Origin of the sequence: Parerythrobacter lutipelagi, assembly GCF_005434975.1 — a bacterium.
GTDB classification, from domain to species: domain Bacteria; phylum Pseudomonadota; class Alphaproteobacteria; order Sphingomonadales; family Sphingomonadaceae; genus Parerythrobacter_A; species Parerythrobacter_A lutipelagi.
The window spans coordinates 1,252,453-1,274,193 of sequence record NZ_SKCJ01000002.1; the positions used below are offsets into that span (position 1 = coordinate 1,252,453).

Here is a 21,741-nt window from a genome sequence, read left to right on the forward strand (position 1 = left end):
CTTGCTCACGGCGCCGCAAGCGCGCTGGCCTGCATCCAGGGGTCAGAAGCCGATTTTGGGGACCTGGTCCACTGTCCCTTTTTCGCTGTTGTCCAGACGGTGGAAATCCGCTTCCTGAAAGCCCAGCGCACCGGCAAAAAGCACCGCCGGGAAACTCTCGCGCCCGGTGTTGTAGCGTGACACGGCAGCATTCAGTGCGCGGCGCGCTGCCGCTAGCTTGTCTTCGGTATCGGCCAGCTCGCTCTGCAATTCCTGGAAGTTGGCGCTGGCCTTGAGATCGGGATAGGCTTCGCCCAACGCCAGCAGCCGGTCGAGGGCGACGCGCAATTGCTGTTCATCGCCCGACTGGACGGAGCCTTGCGCGGCATTGTTGCGCGCAGCGATTACGGCGTCGAGCGTGTCCTGCTCGTGGCTGGCATAGCCCTTCACCGTCTCGACCAGATTGGGTATAAGGTCATGCCGCTGGCGCAATTGCGCGTCGATATCGGCCACGCCCTGCTTCACATTCTGCCGCAGACCAACCAGACGGTTGTAAATACCGACCACGATTAAGAGCAGCGCTAGAACCGCGATCCCGAGTGCGATCAAAACAACAGTCATTCCGGCTTCCCCCATCCCTTTGGCAGATTGTAGAACAGAGGCTATCACTGGCCCAGGGGGAGGGAAACCCGGATGATGGAAAATCTCGATACCGACAGGCTCATGTCAGGTAATCTGGGTAATTGGCTGGCGCACCAGACGGTGGAGCGAGATCGGGCCGCGCGCAAATCAAACCAGCGGTTCCTGGTGAGCTTCGGAGTGCTGGTCCCGCTTGCTATAGTGCTGGCGCTGCTCCGTTTCCTGCAATTCGGCTTCAGCGGATTCTTCTTTTTGGCCGCGTGCATCGGAGCCGGCATCTGGGCCTATTACCCGCGCGCCGAGGCAATCAAGAAGGTCAAGATCGGCATCAACGAAGCAATCGCCGACGCGGTTGGAATCACCTATTCACTTAAAGGTGATGGCGGCCCGGCCTATGAACGTTGCAAGAAACACAAGATGCTGCCGAGCCATAACAAGCAGGCGTTCGAGGATTTCTGGCAAGGTGAGGTTGCCGGTCGGCCGTTCCAGCTGTTCGAGGCGCATCTGGAAAACGAAACCAGCGACAGTGATGGCGGCACAAAAACCGTCACGAAGTTTCGCGGTCCATTCCTGTCGGTCGGGTTTGCTCGCCAGTTCCACGGCACCACGCTGATCCAGCGTGCGGGCACCCACAAGAAGTTCGGCTTCTTCGGCGGCAAGAAAGACAGCATATCCGCAGCCGGCAAGACCATGGACGCAGTGGATATTGTGCACCCCGAGTTCGAAGATGCGTTCGACATTTATGCTACCGACCAGGTCGAAGCGCGCTATCTGGTGCATCCCGCCTATGTCGAACGGATGCTGGAAGTGGAACAGGCGTTCAAGGGCAAGGAATTGCGCGCGATATTCTGCGGCGGAGAGCTGACCGTCGTCGTGGAGGCTTCGAACATGTTCGAAAGCGGGGGCATGGACGCAAGCAAGGACCGTGATAAGGTCGATCTGACGATTAGCCAGTTCCGCGCCCTGGCCAATCTGGCGCAGTCGCTCAATGAATCCGAGCGTTAGCTCAGACGATTGCGAAAATCCTCATAGCCGAAGCTCTTGATTTGATCGAGCGCATCGCTTTCGCTGTCCCACAACCAGATCGATGGCAGCGGCACACCGTTGAAGGTGGTCGTCTTGACCATCGAGTAATGCGCCTGATCGAGAAACGCGAAGCGATCACCCGGCTTCAGGCCTTCCGGCATGGCGTAATCGCCGATGATATCCCCCGCCAGGCACGAAGGCCCGCCAAGCCGGACCGGCTGCCCGGCTTGCGCAGTCTGCCGAGCCTCTTCACCCAGCATCGCCGGGCGGTAAGGTGCTTCGATCACGTCGGGCATATGGCAAGTGGCGGACACATCCGTGATCGCGAACGGCACTTCGTTGGCTCCTGTATCGAGGATCGATCCGACCAGAATTCCCGCATCAAGCGCAACCGCCTCGCCCGGTTCGAGATAGATCTCTGCGCCGGTGTCTTCCTTCGCATCGCGCAGGAATTCGATCAGCTCTTCGCGCTCGTAATCGGCCCGGGTGATATGGTGACCACCGCCCATATTGATCCATTTGAGCTGGTCGAAATACGGTTCGATCGCGTCGAACACAGCGTCCCAGGTGCGTTGCAGCGGTTCGAAACCCTGTTCGCACAGATTGTGGAAATGGATCCCGTCCACCCCTTCCATCATCTCCGGCTCGAGCTGATCGATCGGGAAGCCCAGACGGCTTCCGGGGCTTGACGGGTCATACCGCGGAACTTCGCCCGTTGGCACTTGCGGATTGAGCCGCAACCCGATTTCGAAATCGCCCGACGTCAGTTTGGCCTGATCGAGAATCAGCTGCGCGCGCGCGATTTGTTGCGGTGAATTGAAAATGACATGATCCGACAGCCGGCAGACTTCTTCGATGTCTTCCGGCTTGTAGGCCGCGCAATAGGTGCTGATTTCGCCATCGTAGAACTCGCTAGCCAACCGCGCTTCCCACAGCCCGCTGGTGCAGACGCCGTCCAGATACTCCCCGATAATCGGCGCGACCGACCACATGGAGAACGCCTTGAGCGCCGCAAGCACCTTGATGTCCGCCGCGTCGCGAATCTCGGCCAGCACCTGGCAATTGGCGCGCAATTTCGCGGCATCCACCACGAAGGCAGGGCTGTCGACACGAGTGAGATCGAAATGGGCGAAAGCGCCCGGATCACCGGCTTTGGTTTCCATATGCCGCCTCTAGACGCAATGGTCCGGGACGCAAAGAGGGCCCGCTGAACATTGCCAGCGGGCCCACTTCATAAGTTCACCGATTGGGGAAGACTTAATCGTCCTCTTCGTCGGCCTTGTAGACTTTCGCCTGCATCGTGCCTTCGTAGGAATAACCCTGCGAAAGTGCGGTTTCGAAACCGGAATACCAGTTCGACGCGCCATACCCGGTGTAGATCGTGTTGGTGCTGATGCCGAGCCGGATGGCTTCGTAGCGCTCACCGATCAGATCGGGATTGACTGTCACCAGCGCAAAGCGTTCGCCCTCCGCCGGGGCGAACTGTGCCGAGTAGATGTTGCCGCGGAACATATAGCTCTTCGGCTCGATCAACCGGGTCACTTCACCATTCTCGTCGAGCAAGGTTACGATGGGCGAGAAAATCCGTGCGCCTTCCAGCGCCGAACCCAGTTCGATCATCTTGACCGTGCCGTATTGCGGCATGTCGTAGACGACATACGGGCCGCTGACATCGTTCTGAGTCAGACAGCCGTATTCACCGGTAACAGGACTGGAGATCGTGTAGATCTTCTTTTTCTGATCCTTCTCCGACGGGAGCATGCTGACCGCTGCCGCCAGATCAGGCGTCAGCGCGCAGTCCGTACCGTCGAACGTCAGGGTCGGCGGCAGGATCGGAGGCAGCGTCTGGGTGCAGGCCGTAGCCAGCACCGAGACAGCCGCCGCGAGAGCGAGTTTGGTTCGCATGATCCGGCCTTACTGCAGCAGATTCACAGCCGCGTCGGCGACCTTCATCAGAGCATCGTCGATGCCCGCTGCAAGGCGCTCCGGCTGCGAAATCATGTCTTCGCGGTTCTGGAACACATAATCCGGGTTCGGCGAGAGGGTGATGGTGCCTTCCTGAACCACGATCGGGTTCAGAACGATGCGGTTTTCCATCAGCGTCTTGCCAGAAACAGCGTCGACCAGGCGGACATCTGCAGCCACGGCGGGGCGCCACAGCTGATTGCCGGCGTTGATATAGCCGTGCTCGGTCACGTTGAAGTCGAGCACCGCCTGCGCACCATTTGCATCCTGGTAATCCGTCAGGAATTCGCGTTTCTCGCGGTCCGGTCCGGCCAGCAGCATGGCGTTGATGTTCTTCTTCTTGAACGCTTCGATCAGATACGCCTCGAACATCTCTTCCGGCTGATAATTCACGCTATCGAGTGCTTCGTTCACGCGGCTCTTGCGGCTCGCCTGCACACCGGCATCAACCAAAGCGCCCAGCAGGCCGAAGTTCGACATGGTCGAAGCGGCTTCGCCGGCGATCGCGTCTTCCGGAATACTGTCATCGGCAATACCGACCGAAGTCAGGCCACCTGCCGGTGCGGTGTAAGGTGTGGCAACGTACGGATTCGCGCACGCGCCAAGGCTGAGTGCTGCAAGCAGCACGAATGTCTTTTTCATGAAATCACAACCCCTACAATTTTCGACCCTGCCCTCCCCTTTGGGGCAGCTTCAGTCGGTCACGCCCGAATGCAATTTTTGGACACGACAGTCATGTATCTGCGCGACATTTTTGTGAAAATCCAGCACAAATCAGCGTGCGCAGTGCGAGCATTCAGCCTGCGTCACATCGCGTGAATTTGAACGGCCCTTGTGCGCCCCAAACGATGGTCAATCGGCCATCGCCATGAAGCGTCAGAATCTGCCGCTCATCAACCCCGGACAGCTTGATGGCTATGGTTCCGCTTTCACGGAACTCAACCTGCTCCAGCATGCCTTCACCCGGCTGTTTCTCTCCGCCTTTCCATGAACCGAAGCTCACGCGGCCGACGAAAATTCCATCCACCGGATAGCCGCTCTCACTATCGCATCTCGACCAGTCGTGCGCCCAAAGCCCACGGTACTCATCAGGCATCCGCTGAGTAAAAGGCTTGCCGCTATTGTCCGGATTGAGTTCCTGCGCATGCAAGTGTGCGGGGGTTCCGAGACCCGCAAATGCCAGCGAGTACAGAATGGCGTGCGGCCCGAAACGCATCGTCAGAAATCGACCGGACCGTCCAGTTCCTTCACCTGCCATGGCAGGCCGTGCGCATTGAGCATGTCCATGAACGGATCGGGGTCCATCTGTTCCATGTTGATCACGCCGTCCTCGTCCCATTTGCCGGTCACCATCATCGCGCTGCCGATCATGGCGGGCACGCCAGTGGTGTAGCTGACCGCCTGATTGCCGGTTTCTTCGTAAGCGGCCTCGTGGCTACATATATTATTGATGTAGAACGTCTTCTCGCCTGACCCGTCCATCGCCTCACCGGTTGCGATGACGCCGATATTGGTGTTGCCCTTGGTTGTCTCGCCCAGCGATTCCGGCTTGGGCAGTACGGCAGCGAGGAACTGCAACGGAATGATGTCCTTGCCCTGATAACGCACCGGGTCGATGCGGGTCATACCGACATTCTGCAGCACCGTCAGGTGCTTGATGTACTCATCACCAAAGGTCATCCAGAAGCGTGCACGCTCCAGCTCGGGATTGAATTTCGAGAGGCTTTCCAGCTCCTCGTGATACATCATGTACATGTTCTTCGGGCCGACCGCCTCGAAGTCGAATTCGACTTTCTTGCCCATGGCCGGGGTCTCGACAAATTCGCCGTTCTCCCAATGACGGGCAGGCGCAGTCACTTCGCGGATGTTGATTTCCGGGTTGAAATTGGTCGCGAAGGCCTGTCCGTGGTCGCCGCCATTGCAATCGAGGATATCGAGCTGGCGGATGGTCTTCAGCTTGTGCTTCTTGAGCCACATGGTGAAGACGCTGGTCACGCCCGGATCGAAGCCCGAACCGAGCAGCGCCATCAGGCCCGCTTCCTTGAATCGGTCCTGGTAGGCCCACTGCCACTTATACTCGAACTTCGCTTCGTCCTTGGGCTCGTAATTGGCAGTATCGAGATAGTCGACGCCCGCTTCGAGACACGCGTCCATGATCGGCAGGTCCTGATACGGCAGCGCGAGGTTGACGACGAGGCTCGGGCCGACCTTCTTGATCAGATTGACCATCGCCGGGACTTCTTCTGCGTCGATCTCATAGGTGCTGACATCCTGCCCGGTCCGATCTTTGACCGAAGCGGCGATAGCATCGCATTTGCTTTTGGTGCGGCTTGCGAGATGGATCGCGGAGAAAATCTCCGCATTCATCGCCATCTTGTGGACACAGACCGAGCTGACACCGCCGGCACCGATTACGAGAACTGTCGACATATTGGGCTTTCTCCGAATTCGAATCTTGTCGTCCCCCTAGCGAAATGCGCTAATGCCGCCAAATGATCCGAGACAATATGCGCATGCCAACCCGCGAAGGGGTAATCGAAGCGGCGGAAAAAGTGGCTGCAATCCTGCCGCCCACGCCGTTGTTGCCGGTCCGGATCGGGAATACGCGCTGCTGGGTGAAGGCCGAGACATTGCAACCGGTCGGCGCGTTCAAGATCCGCGGGGCGTGGCATCGGCTCTCCGCCCTGTCGGAAGAGGAAAAGGCGCGCGGGGTCGTTGCTGTCTCCAGCGGTAATCATGCGCAGGGCGTCGCGTGGGCCGCTGCGCGGCTCGGCATCAAGGCCGCTATCGTGATGCCGCGCGATGCGCCCAGAGTTAAGCTGCAAGCCACGCATGCGCTGGGCGCGGAAATCGTGCTCTACGAGCGACCCGGTGAAGACCGTGACGAAGTGGCCGCCCGGCTGATTGCGGAGCGCGGCGGAACACTGGTCCATGCCTTCGGCGATCCGTGGGTGATCGAAGGGCAAGGCAGCGCAGGGATCGAAATCACGCAGCAGCTGGGGCGGCAACCAAGCCAGATTCTGGCGTGTTGCGGCGGTGGCGGGCTGGCAGCGGGCCTCGCCCTCGCCTGCCCCGACAGCGCGATAGTGCCGGTCGAGCCTGAAGGTTGGGACATGGTTGGGCAAGCGATGGCGGCCGGCGAGATCGTGCAGGTCGCGGACGACGCGCCGAAAACGATTTGCGATGCGCTTCAGCCACCTGCGACCAAACCCGTCAATCTGTCGATTCTCAAAGATCGCGCCGAACCCGGCGTGACGGTCGATGACGATGAAGTGCGCGCGGCGCAGCGTTTTGCTTTCTCTAACTTGCATCTTGTCGTCGAGCCCGGAGGCGCAGCCGCGCTTGCCGCAGCGCTTGCCGGCAAAGTCCCGCTCGACGCAGACACTGTCATCATGCTGACCGGCGGCAACACAGATGCGGAAAGCTTCGCAGCCATGCTGGCAAGCACGGGCTAGCCAGCGTTTGACAATCGAACGGCCGGACAGCAGGGTCCGCGCCGAAACAGGGAGGAATTTTCATGCAGGCTCAAATGCTCGCACCCGCAGCCGTGCTGGTGCTGTGGTCGCTAATCATGCTGTTCTGGATGGCAGGCACGCGGTTGCCCGCGATCAAGAAATCCGGTGGCGGCCTGAGTGAAGCAAAACCCGGCGGTCGCGGGGTCGATCTCGAAGGGGTGATACCGGACAAGGTAAACTGGAAAGCGCACAATTATGCGCATCTGATGGAACAGCCGACGATTTTCTATCCCACGGTTGTCATTCTGGCGATGATGGGCGCGGGTCAGCTGGATATCCTGCTCGCCTGGATCTATGTCGCGTTGCGGATCGTCCATTCCGTCTGGCAGGCGACCGTCAATGTCGTCTCGATCCGCTTCCTCATCTTCCTTCTGTCTTCGCTGGCGCTCGTCATCCTCGCGGTCCGCGCAGTCATGGCTACCCTCTTTGCCGATCCCGGAGTGCTCACATGATCGAATCCGATATCCTGCAACCGGTCGTCGCTCTGGCGATCTGGACCATGGTCATGTGGGTGTGGATGTATGCCACACGCATTCCTGCGATGTCGAAAGCGCCCGAGATCGATACTGCCAATCTGGTTGGCGGAACCGGCAAAGACCTCGACGCGGTCCTGCCTGCCAGCGTCCAGTGGAAAGCGCACAATTACAATCACCTGCACGAGCAACCGACCATCTTTTATGCAGTTGCCCTGGTGCTTGCCCTGGTCGGGCAAGGCGATGGCATGAACGCATTGCTGGCGTGGATCTATGTCGGACTGCGCGTCATTCACTCGGTGATTCAGGCAACAGCCAACAAGGTGCTGGTGCGTTTCGTGCTATTCGCACTGTCGAGCCTCGTGCTGATCACGCTGATCTTCCACGCGGCGATCACGGTGTTCGACATTCACCTTTAACGGCAGTGAGGCCGGAGCGGTTTATTCCGCCGCTTCGGCTTCCTGCTCGGCAAAATCCAGCGTCGCCAGGAAGCGTTCGGCATCGAGCGCAGCCATGCACCCGGTGCCCGCAGCGGTGACCGCCTGCCGGTAGGTGTGGTCCATCACATCGCCGCAAGCGAAAACGCCGGGGATCGAAGTCATCGGTGTGCCGGGTTCGACCAGCAGATATCCGCCATCGTCCATCGGCAGCTTGCCCTTGAACAGTTCGGTTGCCGGGGCATGACCGATGGCGACAAAAGCCCCGTCAACATCCAGCGTGCTCTCTTCGCCGGTCACAGTGTCCTTCAGCGCAAGATGGGTCAGGCCTGCCCCCATCGGGTCGCCCTCGAAGCTCGACACCGCCTTGTTCCACTGCACAGTGATATTGGGGTGCTTGAGCAGCCGTTCCTGCAGGATCTTTTCCGCGCGCAGCTCGTCGCGCCGATGGATTAGCGTCACGTCCTGCGAATGATTGGTCAGATAGAGCGCTTCCTCGACCGCAGTGTTGCCGCCGCCGATGACGGCAACTTTCTTGCCGCGATAGAAGAAACCGTCGCAAGTCGCGCAGGCGGACACACCCTTGCCGCCCAGTTCCTGCTCCCCCGGCGCGCCAAGCCATTTGGCCTGTGCGCCTGTCGCGATAACCAGCACATCGCCGATATATTCGTCACCGCTATCGCCCACGGCGCGGAACGGAGACCCGCCCGCGATGTCGACGTCGACGATCGTATCCCACATCATCTTCGTGCCGACATGCTCGGCCTGCTTCTGCATCTGTTCCATCAGCCACGGGCCCTGGATCACATCGGCAAAGCCCGGATAGTTTTCGACATCGGTGGTGATCGTCAGCTGGCCGCCGGGCTGGAGGCCCTGCACCACGATTGGCTCCATCATCGCACGTGCGCCATAGATTGCCGCAGAATAGCCTGCGGGGCCCGAACCGATGATCAGCATCTTGGTGCGATGGGTAGCCATGGAATTTACCTTCGTCGTCTGGGTCAGTGACCCGATCTGGTTATGCTTCGGTAAGGTGCAAGCGCAAAGCTTCACGCCTTTCTTGCGTGACCCCAAGCACGTCTTTCAGGAAAGCGTCGAGTGAGCCGTGCTCCGCTTCCACAGCTTTGCGCATGGCCACAAGGTACCGTTCATCCACGCCCATCAGCACCCGGATGGTGTCATCGCTGAGGTTGCCCCATTTTTCGCGCACGGCCACAGCGCCCGCAGCGATGCGCGCATCGATGTTGCCCACCGTGTTGGTAAGCAGGAAATCTTCCATCGCGTCGTCCGGGTGAACGCCGACCGCGTGGTGCAGCAGGGCGACCGCCATCCCCGTGCGGTCTTTCCCGGCAAGACAATGCACCAGCGATGGCCCGCCATCCTGCCCGGGTCCTTTTGACAGCACCTCGAAATAGCGGCGCATGACGTAGAGCACCGGCTCGCGCTGCGGCAGCCGGGCATAAAGCGCTTCCATCTTCGCATGCGCAGCACCCACATCAAGGACGCCCTCGGCGGCTTCGACATGCGGCGCCAGCGCAGCGGTTTCCCCGTCGTAAAATACCACATCAGCGGCAAAATCCGCGTGCCGGCGACAAGGATAGCTTGTCCGCTCGCTCCGCCCGCGAAAATCGATCACGTGCTGGAGGTCGAGCGCCGCGATTGCCTTCAAATCGGCATCAGTCGCTTCAAGATGCTGGCCCGAGCGCCAGAGCAGTCCGCGCTTCATCCGGCTGCCGCCGCTTGTCGCGTAGCCACCATAGTCGCGGAAATTGTGGACGCCCTCCAGCGGGAGAGCTCTGTCGGTCTGGTTCATGTGGAGCGCTTGCCAGCGTTGCCCGGGAGACTCAAGCTCCACCCAATCAATCGCGGCCCGATCGCGGTCCGATCTCTGCGTATTAGTCCCTAGCCGCCGGTTCACCGCCTGACTGGGAGCAGATGCTACCAAGAACCCGGAAAAATGGAGCGAAGACCAATGGCTTACATCCTCATTGCCGATGACGACGAGATGATTGCGGAAATGGCCGCCAATGTGCTGATCAATGTTGGTCACGCATGCGGATGGGTCACTGACGGAGCTCAAGCCCTGAAACTGCTCGCATGGCGGCGGCCCGACCTGGTGCTGCTTGATCAGGATATGCCGGAGTACTCCGGCGCTCAGGTGCTGCGGAAAATCCGCACTTCGCCCAGCCTGTATGATCTGCCGGTGATCATGTTCACGGCCATGACCGGCGCGAAAGACGAAGAGCAGGCGCTGTATCACGGTGCGCAGGACTATATCCGCAAGCCGTTCGACCCGAAATTCCTCGTCTGGCGGGTCAATCAGGTTCTGCGCGCCCGAGCCGAACGCCCCAAGCATCTCGAGCTCAGCGAATTGATGGAGCGCAGCAGCGGCCAATGGCCAGCTGACGTAGATCAGGGCGCGCGTTCGGTGTTGTGAAAATTATTCGGTGCCAACCCCGGCCAGATCGGCGGTGAAATTCTCCGTCCATTGCTGGACATTCTCTTCGCGCACGCTCTTCACCATCGCTTGGTAACGGCGCTTGCGTTCTTCGAGCGGCATATCGAGCGCGGCACGGATGGCGCGGGACAAATCGTCGCGACTGTGCGGATTGACCAGCACCGCGTCGGTCAGCTGCTCGGCAGCGCCAGCAAAACTGGAAAGGATCAACACACCCGGATCCTCCGGGTCCTGCGCTGCGACATATTCCTTCGCAACCAGATTCATTCCGTCGCGCAGCGGCGTCACCAGACCGATTTTCGACGCGCGATAAAAGCCGCAAAGCTCCGCCAGACTATGCCCCTTGTTGACATAGCGAATGGGCACGATGTCCACTTCGGAGCGCGCGCCGTTGATCGCGCCGGTTTTCTGTTCAAGCTCCGCACGAATCTTCTGGTAGCTGTCGACATCCTCGCGACTGGGCGGCGCGATCTGAATATAGACCAGGTCGCGCACCCGCTCCGGATTCTGATCGAAAAATCGTCCGATCCCGTCGATCCGTTCAGGCAGGCCCTTCGAATAATCCAGCCGGTCGACACCAATCATCGCAGTCCGGTGGCGGGTGCTGGCTAGCAGTCTCTGCCCGGCCTGGCGCGCTTCGCCGGTATTCATTTGCGACTGGACATGATCCCAGTCGATGCCGATCGGATAGGCCCGCGCATAGGTGGTACGGCCATCGAAAACGATCCGGCCGCTCTCCTCGTCGACATCCGCGCCAAGTTCCTTGCGGCAATAGTGCAGGAAGCTGTCGAGCCATGGATCGGTCTGAAAGCCGATCAGATCGTACTCCAGCATCGTGCGCACCAATCGCTCGTGATACGGCAGCGAGACGAACAATCGTGTTGGCGGCCATGGCGTGTGAAGGAAAAAACCGATGCGGTTTTTCATCCCGCGCGACCGCAAGCGTTCGCCCAATGGCAGCAAGTGATAGTCATGGACCCAGACGAGGTCATCCTGCTCTATCAGCGGCGCAGCTGCTTCAGCGAAGCGTTCATTGACCCGTTCGTAGCCCTTGCCGAATTCGTTCTCATATTCGGTCAAGTCGATCCGATAGTGGAACAGCGGCCACAGGGTCGAATTGGCATAGCCGTTGTAATATTCGTCAATGTCCTGCGTCGCCAGATCGAGCGTGGCGGTGGTCACTCCGTCGTTGCGCTGGATATCTATCTTGCCGGTGAATTCGTCGACTTCGCCGCCGGACCACCCGAACCAGATGCCGCCGTTCTTCTTGAGCGCTGAATTCAGCGCCCCCGCAAGTCCGCCCTGCGCCCCTGCTGCACCGCGTGCTTTCGGAACCGCAACCCGGTTCGAGATGATGACAAGGCGGCTCATACTGATTCCCCTAGCGGATTTCGCTCCACGGCCTGGACAGCAGGCCCGCGCCGTTGATCACTCCAACCAGCGAGTAGGTCTGCGGGAAATTCCCCCACAATTCGCCGGTCTCGAAGTCCAGATCTTCCGACAGCAGGCCGGATTTCGTCGAGTGCCGGAGCATCGTCTCGAACAATTCGCGCGCTTCCTCGTCGCGCCCCGCCAAATGGAGCGCCTCGATCAGCCAGAAGGTGCAAACGTTGAAGGCGGTTTCCGGCAGCCCGAAATCGTCTTCGCTGGCATATCGCAGCATATGTTCGCCGCGGCGCAAAACCTTCTCGATCGCGGCAAAGGTGGACTGGAAACGCGGATTGTCCGGTTTGAGGAAACGCAGTTCGACCATCTGAAGCAGACTTGCATCGAGGTAATCGCTCTGGAAGCTCGCTCCGTAGTGGCCGCCCTCCCCGTCCCGACCTTCCACCCATGCTTCGGTCTCGATTGTTTCACGAATTTTCTCCGCGCGATCGCGCCAGAATGTCTCGCGCTCTGCCTTGCCGAGGTAATGCGCGGTGGTTGCCAACCTGTCGCAAGCGGCCCAGCACATGACGGCGGAATAGGTGTGCACTTCCTGCCTCGTGCGGAATTCCCACAGGCCCGCGTCGGGCTGGTCGTGCATCTTCCAGGCCATCTCGCCAACCTGTTCGAGGCTGGCAAAATCATGGTCGTCAGCCACGCGCATCAGCCGGCGATCAAGGAAACTCTGAACGGTCGGCATGACAATCTGGCCGTAGCAGTCATGCTGCACCTGCTTGTAGGCTGCGTTGCCGACCCTGACCGGCCCCATCCCGCGGTAACCGGCAAGATGCGCGGCCGTGGTCTCGTTCAGTTCCCCCTCGCCCATAACGGAATATAATGGCTGGATCTGCCCGCCTTGGGCGCTGTCCACGATGTTGCGCAGATAGGCGAGATACTTCTCCAGCACATCGAGCGCGCCGAGGCGATTGAGCGCCTGGACGGTGTAATAGGAATCGCGGATCCAGCAGTAGCGATAGTCCCAGTTGCGCTCGCTATGCGGCGCTTCGGGGATCGAAGTGGTCAGCGCCGCAACGATCGCTCCGGTTTCCTCATGCTGGCAAAGCTTGAGCGAGATCGCGCAGCGGATCACCTCTTCCTGCCATTCAAACGGGATGTGCAGCCCGCGCACCCAGTTCTTCCAGTATTTGGAAGTCAGCGCTTCCATCCGGCGCACTTCGGAGCGGACATTGCCGCTGAACGGCTCGTCCGGGCCGAGGAAAAAGTGCTGATCGCTCTCGACCCGGTAGCTGCGCCCCTCGAGAATGTAACCGACAGGCGCATCGGTGCTGAGGCGGATTGCCTGCGGACCGACCAGATAGCGCACATGATTGGTGCCGTGCGTCGTTTCCGCCAATTGCGCCCCGTAATTTTTCATCGGGTGAAGCGCCACCTTGAGACGCGGTGTTCCCGCGACCGGGCGCACTATGCGGGCATAGGCCACCGGCCGGTACATCCGGCCCGAACGTTCGAAGCGCGGGCAGAAATCGTGAATCTCAACCGCGCTGCCATCGCCCGCCTCCAGCCGCGTCACGAGGATCGGCGTGTTGCGTTCGTAGTGCTGGCTCGCGGACACTTGCCCCTCCAGTTCGAAACGCCAGACTCCGGCTTTGTCCTGCTCTCCGTTAAGCAGTGCACAGAATACCGGATCGCCGTCGACCCGCGGCACGCAGCCCCATACGAGACCCGCGGCCTCGTCGATCAGCCCGCTGACCTGACAATTGCCGATCGGCCAAAGCTCAAGGTCGGGTTGGCGCGGGTTCACAGGTTCAGCCATGCATGGACATCCGAAGTTTGAGAGAGATTGTATCGCGCGTGTTTGCTCGGCCGCTCGCCGACCGCAATTCCGAAGCCGCCTATTTCGCTGGCAGCAAGGAATCCGTCCTCATCGGTCACATCGTCACCGATGAAAATCGGCAGGGCTCCGGCAAATTCGGCTTCGGCCATGAAGGCTTTGACAGCCCTGCCCTTGTCCGACCCCGGTACGACCAGTTCGACCACGCATTTTCCGCGCTTGGTAGCGAGACCGTGCTTCTGCGCGATCTCATTGGCCAGATCCAGCACAGCGCCTTCGCGCTCAGGAGCCGCGCGATAATGCAGCGCCCGCCCGTGTGACTTCTTCTCCAGCAGGACGTTCACACGCCTCGCCGCCGCGTCGATATCGGCGATTGCATCCTGTGAAAGAGCCCGAGCGGCCGAACCCAGCGGCGAACCATCCCGTGTGATCCGCGCCGCACCATGCGATCCGGCAACAGCGATACCCGCCGGCCCGAGATGCTCTGCGAGATTGTCTGGCGAGCGACCGCTGACGATTGCCATGCGGTGCTCAAGTCTGATCGAGAGGCGTTCGAGCCGATCCGCCAAATTGAGCGGCACATCGATGCCGTCGGGGGTCGAAGCAATCGGGACCAGCGTGCCATCGAAATCGAGAAACAGGGCAATCGGTGACGCGGCGCCAATCTCTTCAAGTGACGGAGGCGGAGGGAGTTGGCGCGGTTGGACCATCGACGTGAAGGCTTACGCGGCATGCTGCACTGCGTCAAAGCGTCAAGTGATGAAATCGTATGCTGCCGCCAATCGGACAGGTGACAGACTGGTTGCAATAACGCACCGATCGCGCGAATAGACGCGCTCAGACGCCGGCAGCCTCAGGCCTTTCTGGCGATATGATTTGAGCGAGGGAGAGCACTGTGAGCACATTCGAAACCATCCTGACGCAAAGGGACGACAGCCTTCTCACCATTACGCTCAACCGGCCTGACCGCCTCAATGCGTGCCCGCCGCACATGGCGGACGAGATTTTCGACGCCATCCGTGATTACGGAGATGCCCGCGCGGTGCTGATCCAGGGCGCGGGCCGTGCATTCTGTTCGGGCGCGGATCTCGCGTCGCGGGGGGAGGCATCGCTCAGCGGCGGCGAAGGTGCGTTCCAGTCGCTTTCGCGGCACTACAATCCGATGATCACCGCATTGGCCAATTTGCCGATACCGGTGGTAAGCGCCGTTCAGGGCCCCGCGGCCGGGGTCGGCTGCTCGATCGCGCTCGCGGCGGACTTCGTGATTGCAGGCAAGAGCGGATATTTCCTTCAGGCCTTCGTCAATATCGGCCTTGTTCCGGATGGCGGGTCGAGCTGGATGCTGCCGCGCCTCATCGGCACCGCGCAGGCGACCCGGATGATCATGCTTGGCGAAAAGATCTATGCGGAAGAGGCAGAGCGTATCGGGCTGATCTACAAATGCGTCGAAGACGACGTACTGGCCGATGAAGCCAAAGCGCTCGCGACGCGGCTCGCCAACGGCCCGACCGTTGCTCTCGGCCTGATGAAGAAGACCATGCGGGACGGTTTGCAGTCGGACATGGGTTCAACCCTGGCCGCTGAAGCCGCCGCCCAGCGCCAGGCAGGCAGCTCGAAAGATGCGATGGAAGGCGGGATGGCCTTCCTGCAAAAACGCAAAGCACAATTCACCGGCAGCTGAGGCGCGGATTAGCCGGATCGGTGACTGAAAATGCCAGCGGCGGAGGAGCCCGCCCTTCCCGCCGGTACGGACATCGTGCGCCTTACAGAACGCTCTCCATCGTCAGCACCTTGCCTACCCACTCGGGTGCTTCTGCAGCGTCGGCAAGCAGCTTTGCAACGTCCTGCCGGCTGGCTTTCCCGGAAGGATCCACTTGGTCGCCGAGCTGCACGTAACCCGTGCCGTCATCGTCGGTCAAGGCAACCGGCCGCAGAATGGCATATTCAAGCGGAGCCGCCTTCAAGTACTCGTCTGCCGCATGTTTGGCTTTGAGGTAATGCGCCAGCTCGCTCTCGGGATCGGGGTCTCCCGCGCCTATGCTGCTCAGCATGACAAATCGCCGAACGCCCCTTTCCACTGACAGGTCGATCAGCGATTTTGCGCCTTCACGGTCGATCTTATCGGTCATCTCGGGAGAAGAGCCACCCCCGGCGCCCGCAGCGAAAATCACGACTTCGCACGAATCTACGACATCGTCGGTGAGCGCGGTGAGATCTCCCTGACGCTGCTCAACCTGTTCAGGCAGACCGCTGGTGTCGGAGCTTTCTCGCACCATCGCGACCGGTTGGTGCCCCCGCTTCTGTAGTTCACTGACAAGAATTTGGCCGGTTTTGCCGGTGGAGCCGGCGATGAGGATCTGCATGAGAAAAAGTCTCCGAGGAAAGGTTGGATGCCGCTGGGTGGATCGCGCGGTCAGGGCAGGAAAATCGCCTTTGCGTTGACAAATTCCTTCATCCCGAAGCCGCCATGCTCACGGCCGTATCCAGAATCCTTGACCCCGCCGAATGGCATGTTGGGATCGGCCGCGCCAAAGGAATTGATGCGTATCATCCCGGTATCGAAATGATCCCGCGCGAGGCGAATGGCCTTGTCCTCGTTCTCTGAGAAGATCCCGCCGCCAAGGCCGTATCGGCTGTCGTTGGCGATCCGCATCGCATCATCATCATCCGTGGCGCGGATGACCGATGCGACCGGGCCGAACAGTTCATCATCATAGGCAGGGGTGCCAGGCCTGCAATCAGCCAGGACCGTGGCGGGATAATAGAACCCTTTGCCGCCTTCAGGATTGCCGCCGCAAAGCAGTTTCGCGCCGCCTTCGACGCTCTCGCCCACCTGTTCGACCAGAGTATCGAATTGGTCCTTCCCGGAAACGGGCCCGAGCTGAGTGTCTTCGTTGTTCGGATCACCCATTTTCACGGCCTCCATCCTGGCCACAAAGCCAGACACAAACCGGTCGTAAAGGGCATCGACCACAACGAAGCGCTTGGCCGACACACACGTCTCGCCATTGTTGTACAGGCGGCCTTGCACGCAGGTCTCGATCGCAAGCTCGAGATCGGCATCTTCCAGCACGAGATACGCATCGTTCGAACCTAGCTCGAGTACGGTCTTCTTGAGGTTCTTGGCTGCAATTTCCCCAATATGGCTTCCTGCCCCGTCGCTTCCCGTCATCGTGACGGCGCGCACCAGTTTGTGCTCGATTATTTTGTCCGACAGATCATGGTCGACAAGTATGACATCGAACAGTCCCTTGGGCAGCCCCGCTTTCAGGCACAGGTCGCGCAACAGCAAACCGCTGCCGGTGCAGATGGAAGCATGCTTCAGGATCACCCCGTTCCCGGCCATCAGGTTGGCTGCGAGCACTCGCGCGGGTTGGTAGATCGGGAAATTCCACGGCTGGATGCTGTAGATGACTCCGATCGGCGAAAATGAAACGATACCGCGTTTTTCGCCGCCACTGTGCTTGCGTTCCTCATCGGCCAGCTCACCCGGGCCGTTGTCTGCGGTGTATTCGAAAATGCTCGCACAGATTTCGACCTCGGTCGCGCCATCACGCAGCAACTTGCCCATTTCATTCGTCATGAGCTGCGAGATTTCATCAGAGTTCTCGCGCAACACCTGTGCGATCTTGCGCAGGTATGGCCCGCGTTCTTCGTGGCTCTTCTTGCGCCATTCAAGAAAGGCCGCATGCGCCGCTTCGAGCTTGCCGAATGCCTCCTGCTCGCTCATCAAATCATAAGTTTCCAGCTTTTTGCCGGTGGCAGGATTGCAGGTCTGAATCTGGGTCATGTGGGTTTCCGATGTTTCCGTACCAACCAATTGCAATCACTCGATACGAATTGCGCTGGTCCCGAGTTTAGGGTTCGTATTGCGAACGAGCACTACGAACTAACGTTCCGACTTTGGTGGTCCAGCGACAGCGCTCTGCAAGACGGGGTTCTGCAAGACGGGGTTCACTGCAAACGAGGCGGAAATTTCTGAAATCGGTCGCGTAAGGGCCAAGTGAGCCGGAGCGGCGCCAAGCGTTCGAATTGCGAGGTCGGGATTATCTGGGCGCAAGGGACGCAGCGTGCCGCTAACGGACGGCGTCCGAGTGGCGCGGCCCCGCTGCTCGGTATTGCTGCTGCTCGCAGCAGTGCCTGGTCCAGATCAGATTCGGGCAAGCATATCAGCTTACGGCGATCTACGTAGTTCCGATTTCTCTACGGCAACTATTCAGGTTCTGCGTTCTCACAGCGGCAAAGCGAGAAGAGGATCATGCGCAGAATACTCCTTCACATCTACGACGACGATTGTTTCGAGGCGAGACTCCAGGTCGCACTGGACATTGTCCGGCGATGCAACGGACATCTTACCTGTATGCAGGCTGTGCCTTACGACTACGGTATGCCGGGCGACTTTTATGGCACAACGGCCGCACAGATGATCGTCGAATTCGAACGGATGGCGAAGGAGATCAGGGAGCAAATCGAAGCTCGCTTGGCCAAAGAGGATGTGCCGTGGAGCTGGATCAAGGGCAATGGATCAGCGGCAATCGCGATAGCGCAACACGCCCCGCTCCATGATCTGATCGTGGTCGGAGCACGCAATCCTGATGGGAAAGCGGCAGTGCCTTCCCACCTCGTGAATGAATTGCTTGAAAGGGTGCGATCGCCAATCCTGGTCGTTCCGGAAAAAAGCCGCTCGTTCGACCTGGATGGGCCTGCGGCAGTCGCCTGGAACAGTTCGGCCGAAAGCGCCCACGCGTTGCGCGCGGCCTTGCCATTCCTCAAGCTGGCTAACTCTGTCAATATTCTGAGCGTCAGCGAAAAGAAGGACACCGAGCTGTTCGACTTGCCGTCGACCAAGGCAGCAGAGTATCTGGCCGATCACGATATCAAGAGCGATTTGACCGAGTTGCCGCAAGACGGGTCGGCATCAATTGCTGAAATACTGGTCGAAGCTGCGCAGGCACGCCAAGCTGGCTATATTGTCATGGGGTCATACGGCCACTCTAGATTCCGGGAGTGGGTGCTCGGTGGTGTTACTCGTGATATGCTGAAGGATCCTGCGATCCCCCTCTTTCTTTCGAATTAGATTAACTGATATCGGTGAAAGCTGGTTAGAGAGCGCGTCATCGCGTGCTCCCGGCGTGACCTGCTCGGAGCAAGCCTGAACACCTACACCGCATTTTTCGGGAGAGACAAAAGTGAGCCCGCGGCGATCCCTCGCTGTATTCATTGCTTTCCGGCAATGTCATGCGCAGATCACCGCGAGCCTTTGCGAATGGATCATCGTTCGCTCTCGCTTACTCCCCATTCGACGCATTCTATGTAGCACGAGTCGCACGGGGCGACTTGACGATCGTCAAGCGTGATGTGCGGAAACCGCCTGGATCGTTTCGCTGCAAAGCGCCGGTGAGGAGGCGGCCGCCAAATCTCCGATGCTGAGCATGCCGACCATCCGGCGATGGTCGCCGATGACCGGAAGCCGCCTCACCTTGTGCTTCTCCATAAGATGCGCCGCCTGCTCCAGGTCGGCCTCTTCGCTACAGAACAGGATCGGTTCCGACATGACGTCTCGGGCAGTCAGTTGGATCGGATCTCGCGCATCGTCAAAACCGCGCATGACGACGTCGCGATCGGTTACCATGCCAACAAGCCTGTCGTTCTCGCCCACGGGCAAGGCCCCGACATCCTGCTCCCGCATGATCCGGGCAATATCGGGCAATTGCGTGTCTGGCGTGATCCAGACCGCATTCTCGTGCATTGCATCGCGTACTTTCATCTTGGCCTCCCGGGTTGAGTGAAGATCCATTTTCCACCAAATCCCGAGACACCGATTGGTGGTCGTCAAGTCAGGCGCGAGAGATATCCTAAGTAGGTTTACCGATGCCCGTCAGAGCCCCTCGCTTGTAGCGCTTGAGATTCACGGATCAGGAACCGCGCGGGCCACTGCGAATGTTGACGCACAACCAGTTTGACCAACAAACGATCGGCATGCCTGCATCGGCTGGAGAGACCCTTTTTCTTGAGGGCGAGCCCTGCGATCATGTCTTCGAGATCCGGAAAGGCGTGGCTCGCGCAGTTTCGATGACGCACGAGGGCGACCGGCAGATCCTTGCCTTTTTCTTTCCCGGAGATTCCATCGGACTGCCTCTTGCGCAATATCACAGATATTCGGTCGAGGCAGCGACCGACCTCGTTCATATCAGGCATTCGACCCGGAGATGGCAGGAATCGCTCGCCCGGACCTGTCAAGATGACACCACGATACTGAAGTCCGTCTGGCGGGAAGAAAAAGCCTTTATCGAGCGCGGGCTGATCCTCGGCCGTGTGGGAGCCCTCGCCCGACTGTCTGCCTTTCTGATCGTGCTGTCGAGGCACCTGCCACCGGTCCATGGGCTTCGCGCACTCGAGCTGCCTCAGACCGACATCGCATCCTATCTGGCGGCTTCGCCTGAGACGATCTGCCGCGGCCTCAAACGCCTGCGCGAGATGCAAATCATCGCCATGCCGCGAAGGGATCGGTTCGCGATCGAGCATCCGGCCCGGCTCGAACTGCTCGCAGAGGGCATTTTCGAATGACGAACGCGGTCCTTTCGGAAGAATACGTATAGCAGCGGGCGAGGTGAATTCGGCATCCTCCGCTTCGTGAAGACACCGGCGTCACCTGTATGGAATTCTCTGGGTATGGTGCGCTGCAGAGCGAGGTGCCATGACAATTCACCAACCGACCCTGGCGGCCAGATCGGACATCACCGCAGAATTGCGTGCGCGAGCCGAGAATCTGGCAGCGCCCGATCATCCGGATTTCGCGCTGCCGTTCGAACGCTTCGGCGATGCGCGAATCGTCCTGCTTGGCGAGGCGACCCACGGCACGCACGAGTTCTATACCGCCCGTGCTGCAATTTCGCGGCGGCTGATCGAACGCCACGGATTCAACGTCATTGCCGTTGAGGGGGACTGGCCCGATATTGCACGTTTGGACGACTATGTGCGTCACCGTGGCCCGCGGCCGCGTCTGGGCGAGCCGTTCGTTCGCTTTCCCACCTGGATGTGGCGCAACGAAGAAATGCTCGGCTTTGTCGACTGGTTGCGAAGCCACAACCAGCGATTGCCAGAAGACAAGCGCGTCAGCCTGCGCGGTCTGGACGTCTACAGCCTGGGCGAATCGATCCATGCGGTCATCGAATATCTCGAAGGCCATGACCCGCAAGCCGCAGAGAAGGCGCGGCGTCGTTACGGCTGCCTGACGCCCTGGCAGGATGAACCGCAGCTCTATGGTCATGCTGTCGAACGTGGCCGTCAGGCGGCCAGTTGCGAGGACGCGGTGGTCGAGCAGCTGCAGGACCTCCTCGCCCGCCGGATCGACTGGGAAGCGCAGGACGGCGAGGCATTCTTCGATGCGGAACGCAACGCGCGGATCGTGCGCGCTGCCGAGCAATACTACCGTTCGATCTATCGCGGGGCGGCAGAAAGCTGGAACCTGCGCGATCGTCACATGTTCGAAACGCTCCAGACACTGATGGCCCATCACGAAGAGTCCCGCGCCATCGTCTGGGCACACAATTCCCATGTCGGCAATGCCGCGGCAACGGCGATGGGCTGGCGCGGAGAATTCAACATCGGAGAACTGGTGCGTGCCGCATATCGCGAGGACGCGGTGCTGATCGGTTTTGGGACAGATCGCGGGCACGTTGCCGCTGCAACCGATTGGGGCGCGGCGATGAGAGTGATGGAGTTGCGGCCGGCACGCGCAGACAGTTGGGAGGCGGTGTTTCGTGCCATCGGCGAAATGCGCTGCCTGGTCGACTGGCGTCAATCCGGCGACGCCGCGCTAAAGGAGGCTCTTTCGCAAGTGCTGCTGGAGCGCGCCGTAGGCGTCGTCTATCGGCCGGAGACCGAGTTTCTGAGCCACTATTTCCAGTCGGTGCTCGGCGAACAATTCGATGCTTTCATATGGTTTGAGGAAACCCGCGCGGTCACGCCCCTGGGCGCTGAACGGCCCCATGGCGCGCCCGAAACCTGGCCCTTCGGTCTCTAAAGGAGT

At 59.9% G+C, this 21,741-nt stretch carries 23 protein-coding genes; 9 read left to right on the top strand and 14 right to left on the bottom strand.

Features of this window, described 5'->3' with window-relative positions:
- Window positions 1-42 precede the first annotated feature (42 nt).
- Window positions 43-600 carry a LemA family protein gene (locus E0502_RS14350; RefSeq protein ID WP_137678654.1) on the bottom strand — a complete coding sequence of 186 codons (558 nt, stop codon included), beginning with the start codon at window positions 598-600 and terminating at the stop codon, window positions 43-45.
- A gap of 72 nt (window positions 601-672) precedes the next feature.
- Here E0502_RS14350 and E0502_RS14355 point away from each other — a divergent pair, with 72 nt between their 5' ends.
- Window positions 673-1,623 (top strand): DUF3137 domain-containing protein, encoded by a 951-nt coding sequence (locus E0502_RS14355; RefSeq protein ID WP_137678655.1) that lies wholly within the window; start codon window positions 673-675, stop codon window positions 1,621-1,623.
- On the opposite strand, the gene E0502_RS14360 is transcribed toward E0502_RS14355, so the two are convergent.
- The 5 genes from E0502_RS14360 to E0502_RS14380 form a co-directional block, all read right to left on the bottom strand.
- Window positions 1,620-2,807: a carboxynorspermidine decarboxylase gene (locus tag E0502_RS14360; RefSeq protein WP_137678656.1), complete on the bottom strand. Its 1,188-nt coding sequence runs from the start codon at window positions 2,805-2,807 to the stop codon at window positions 1,620-1,622. The two genes, E0502_RS14355 and E0502_RS14360, sit on opposite strands and share 4 nt — an antisense overlap.
- Before the next feature lie 94 nt (window positions 2,808-2,901).
- The gene (locus tag E0502_RS14365) at window positions 2,902-3,549 is read right to left on the bottom strand and encodes a hypothetical protein (protein ID WP_137678657.1); all 648 of its coding nucleotides are present in this window, start codon (window positions 3,547-3,549) and stop codon (window positions 2,902-2,904) included.
- A gap of 9 nt (window positions 3,550-3,558) precedes the next feature.
- A complete protein-coding gene (locus E0502_RS14370; protein ID WP_137678658.1) occupies window positions 3,559-4,251 on the bottom strand; it encodes a hypothetical protein in 693 nt (230 codons plus the stop codon).
- A 154-nt stretch (window positions 4,252-4,405) separates the two neighbouring features.
- Window positions 4,406-4,867 (bottom strand): hypothetical protein, encoded by a 462-nt coding sequence (locus tag E0502_RS14375; RefSeq protein ID WP_137678659.1) that lies wholly within the window; start codon window positions 4,865-4,867, stop codon window positions 4,406-4,408.
- On the bottom strand, window positions 4,828-6,039 hold the full coding sequence (locus E0502_RS14380) for a saccharopine dehydrogenase family protein (protein WP_137678660.1): 1,212 nt from the start codon (window positions 6,037-6,039) through the stop codon (window positions 4,828-4,830). Before E0502_RS14380 ends, E0502_RS14375 begins: the two co-directional genes overlap by 40 nt.
- Window positions 6,040-6,101: 62 nt before the next feature.
- Between E0502_RS14380 and E0502_RS14385 the strand changes: the two genes are divergently transcribed.
- From E0502_RS14385 to E0502_RS14395, 3 genes are all read left to right on the top strand, one after another.
- Entirely contained in the window at window positions 6,102-7,064 is a 963-nt protein-coding gene (locus tag E0502_RS14385) for a threonine ammonia-lyase (protein WP_137678661.1), read from the top strand.
- A gap of 62 nt (window positions 7,065-7,126) precedes the next feature.
- The gene (locus tag E0502_RS14390) at window positions 7,127-7,576 is read left to right on the top strand and encodes an MAPEG family protein (protein WP_137678662.1); all 450 of its coding nucleotides are present in this window, start codon (window positions 7,127-7,129) and stop codon (window positions 7,574-7,576) included.
- Window positions 7,573-8,016 (top strand): MAPEG family protein, encoded by a 444-nt coding sequence (locus E0502_RS14395; RefSeq protein WP_137678663.1) that lies wholly within the window; start codon window positions 7,573-7,575, stop codon window positions 8,014-8,016. The genes E0502_RS14390 and E0502_RS14395 overlap by 4 nt, the downstream gene beginning before the upstream one ends.
- A gap of 21 nt (window positions 8,017-8,037) precedes the next feature.
- On the opposite strand, the gene trxB is transcribed toward E0502_RS14395, so the two are convergent.
- Together trxB and E0502_RS14405 are read right to left on the bottom strand one after the other, a co-directional pair.
- Window positions 8,038-9,012: a thioredoxin-disulfide reductase gene (trxB, locus tag E0502_RS14400; RefSeq protein WP_137678664.1), complete on the bottom strand. Its 975-nt coding sequence runs from the start codon at window positions 9,010-9,012 to the stop codon at window positions 8,038-8,040.
- A gap of 40 nt (window positions 9,013-9,052) precedes the next feature.
- A complete protein-coding gene (locus E0502_RS14405) occupies window positions 9,053-9,847 on the bottom strand; it encodes a tyrosine-protein phosphatase (RefSeq protein ID WP_137678665.1) in 795 nt (264 codons plus the stop codon).
- A 159-nt stretch (window positions 9,848-10,006) separates the two neighbouring features.
- Here E0502_RS14405 and E0502_RS14410 point away from each other — a divergent pair, with 159 nt between their 5' ends.
- The gene (locus E0502_RS14410; protein WP_137678666.1) at window positions 10,007-10,471 is read left to right on the top strand and encodes a response regulator; all 465 of its coding nucleotides are present in this window, start codon (window positions 10,007-10,009) and stop codon (window positions 10,469-10,471) included.
- Window positions 10,472-10,474: 3 nt separating this feature from the next.
- On the opposite strand, the gene E0502_RS14415 is transcribed toward E0502_RS14410, so the two are convergent.
- From E0502_RS14415 to otsB, 3 genes are read right to left on the bottom strand one after another with little or no spacing between them, the layout of a single operon-like run.
- Window positions 10,475-11,863 carry an alpha,alpha-trehalose-phosphate synthase (UDP-forming) gene (locus E0502_RS14415; protein WP_137678667.1) on the bottom strand — a complete coding sequence of 463 codons (1,389 nt, stop codon included), beginning with the start codon at window positions 11,861-11,863 and terminating at the stop codon, window positions 10,475-10,477.
- 10 nt (window positions 11,864-11,873) lie between these two features.
- Window positions 11,874-13,691 (bottom strand): glycoside hydrolase family 15 protein, encoded by a 1,818-nt coding sequence (locus E0502_RS14420; protein WP_137678668.1) that lies wholly within the window; start codon window positions 13,689-13,691, stop codon window positions 11,874-11,876.
- Window positions 13,676-14,419: a trehalose-phosphatase gene (otsB, locus tag E0502_RS14425; protein WP_137678669.1), complete on the bottom strand. Its 744-nt coding sequence runs from the start codon at window positions 14,417-14,419 to the stop codon at window positions 13,676-13,678. Before otsB ends, E0502_RS14420 begins: the two co-directional genes overlap by 16 nt.
- Before the next feature lie 185 nt (window positions 14,420-14,604).
- Between otsB and E0502_RS14430 the strand changes: the two genes are divergently transcribed.
- Complete coding sequence (locus E0502_RS14430; RefSeq protein ID WP_137678670.1) at window positions 14,605-15,390, top strand: enoyl-CoA hydratase-related protein; 786 nt, start codon at window positions 14,605-14,607, stop codon at window positions 15,388-15,390.
- An 82-nt stretch (window positions 15,391-15,472) separates the two neighbouring features.
- Here the strand turns inward: E0502_RS14430 and E0502_RS14435 are convergent, their stop codons facing one another.
- Window positions 15,473-16,072: an SDR family oxidoreductase gene (locus E0502_RS14435; RefSeq protein ID WP_137678671.1), complete on the bottom strand. Its 600-nt coding sequence runs from the start codon at window positions 16,070-16,072 to the stop codon at window positions 15,473-15,475.
- Between the two features lie 50 nt (window positions 16,073-16,122).
- Window positions 16,123-17,499, bottom strand: a complete 1,377-nt coding sequence (locus E0502_RS14440) for an NAD-dependent succinate-semialdehyde dehydrogenase (RefSeq protein WP_137678672.1) — start codon at window positions 17,497-17,499, stop codon at window positions 16,123-16,125.
- Window positions 17,500-17,967: 468 nt separating this feature from the next.
- Here E0502_RS14440 and E0502_RS14445 point away from each other — a divergent pair, with 468 nt between their 5' ends.
- Window positions 17,968-18,786 carry a universal stress protein gene (locus E0502_RS14445; RefSeq protein ID WP_137678673.1) on the top strand — a complete coding sequence of 273 codons (819 nt, stop codon included), beginning with the start codon at window positions 17,968-17,970 and terminating at the stop codon, window positions 18,784-18,786.
- A 270-nt stretch (window positions 18,787-19,056) separates the two neighbouring features.
- Here the strand turns inward: E0502_RS14445 and E0502_RS14450 are convergent, their stop codons facing one another.
- Window positions 19,057-19,476: a CBS domain-containing protein gene (locus E0502_RS14450; RefSeq protein WP_137678674.1), complete on the bottom strand. Its 420-nt coding sequence runs from the start codon at window positions 19,474-19,476 to the stop codon at window positions 19,057-19,059.
- A gap of 212 nt (window positions 19,477-19,688) precedes the next feature.
- Between E0502_RS14450 and E0502_RS14455 the strand changes: the two genes are divergently transcribed.
- Window positions 19,689-20,276: a Crp/Fnr family transcriptional regulator gene (locus E0502_RS14455; RefSeq protein WP_161593791.1), complete on the top strand. Its 588-nt coding sequence runs from the start codon at window positions 19,689-19,691 to the stop codon at window positions 20,274-20,276.
- Between the two features lie 130 nt (window positions 20,277-20,406).
- Window positions 20,407-21,735, top strand: coding sequence for an erythromycin esterase family protein (locus E0502_RS14460; RefSeq protein ID WP_137678676.1), 1,329 nt, complete (start codon window positions 20,407-20,409; stop codon window positions 21,733-21,735).
- Window positions 21,736-21,741: the final 6 nt, after the last annotated feature.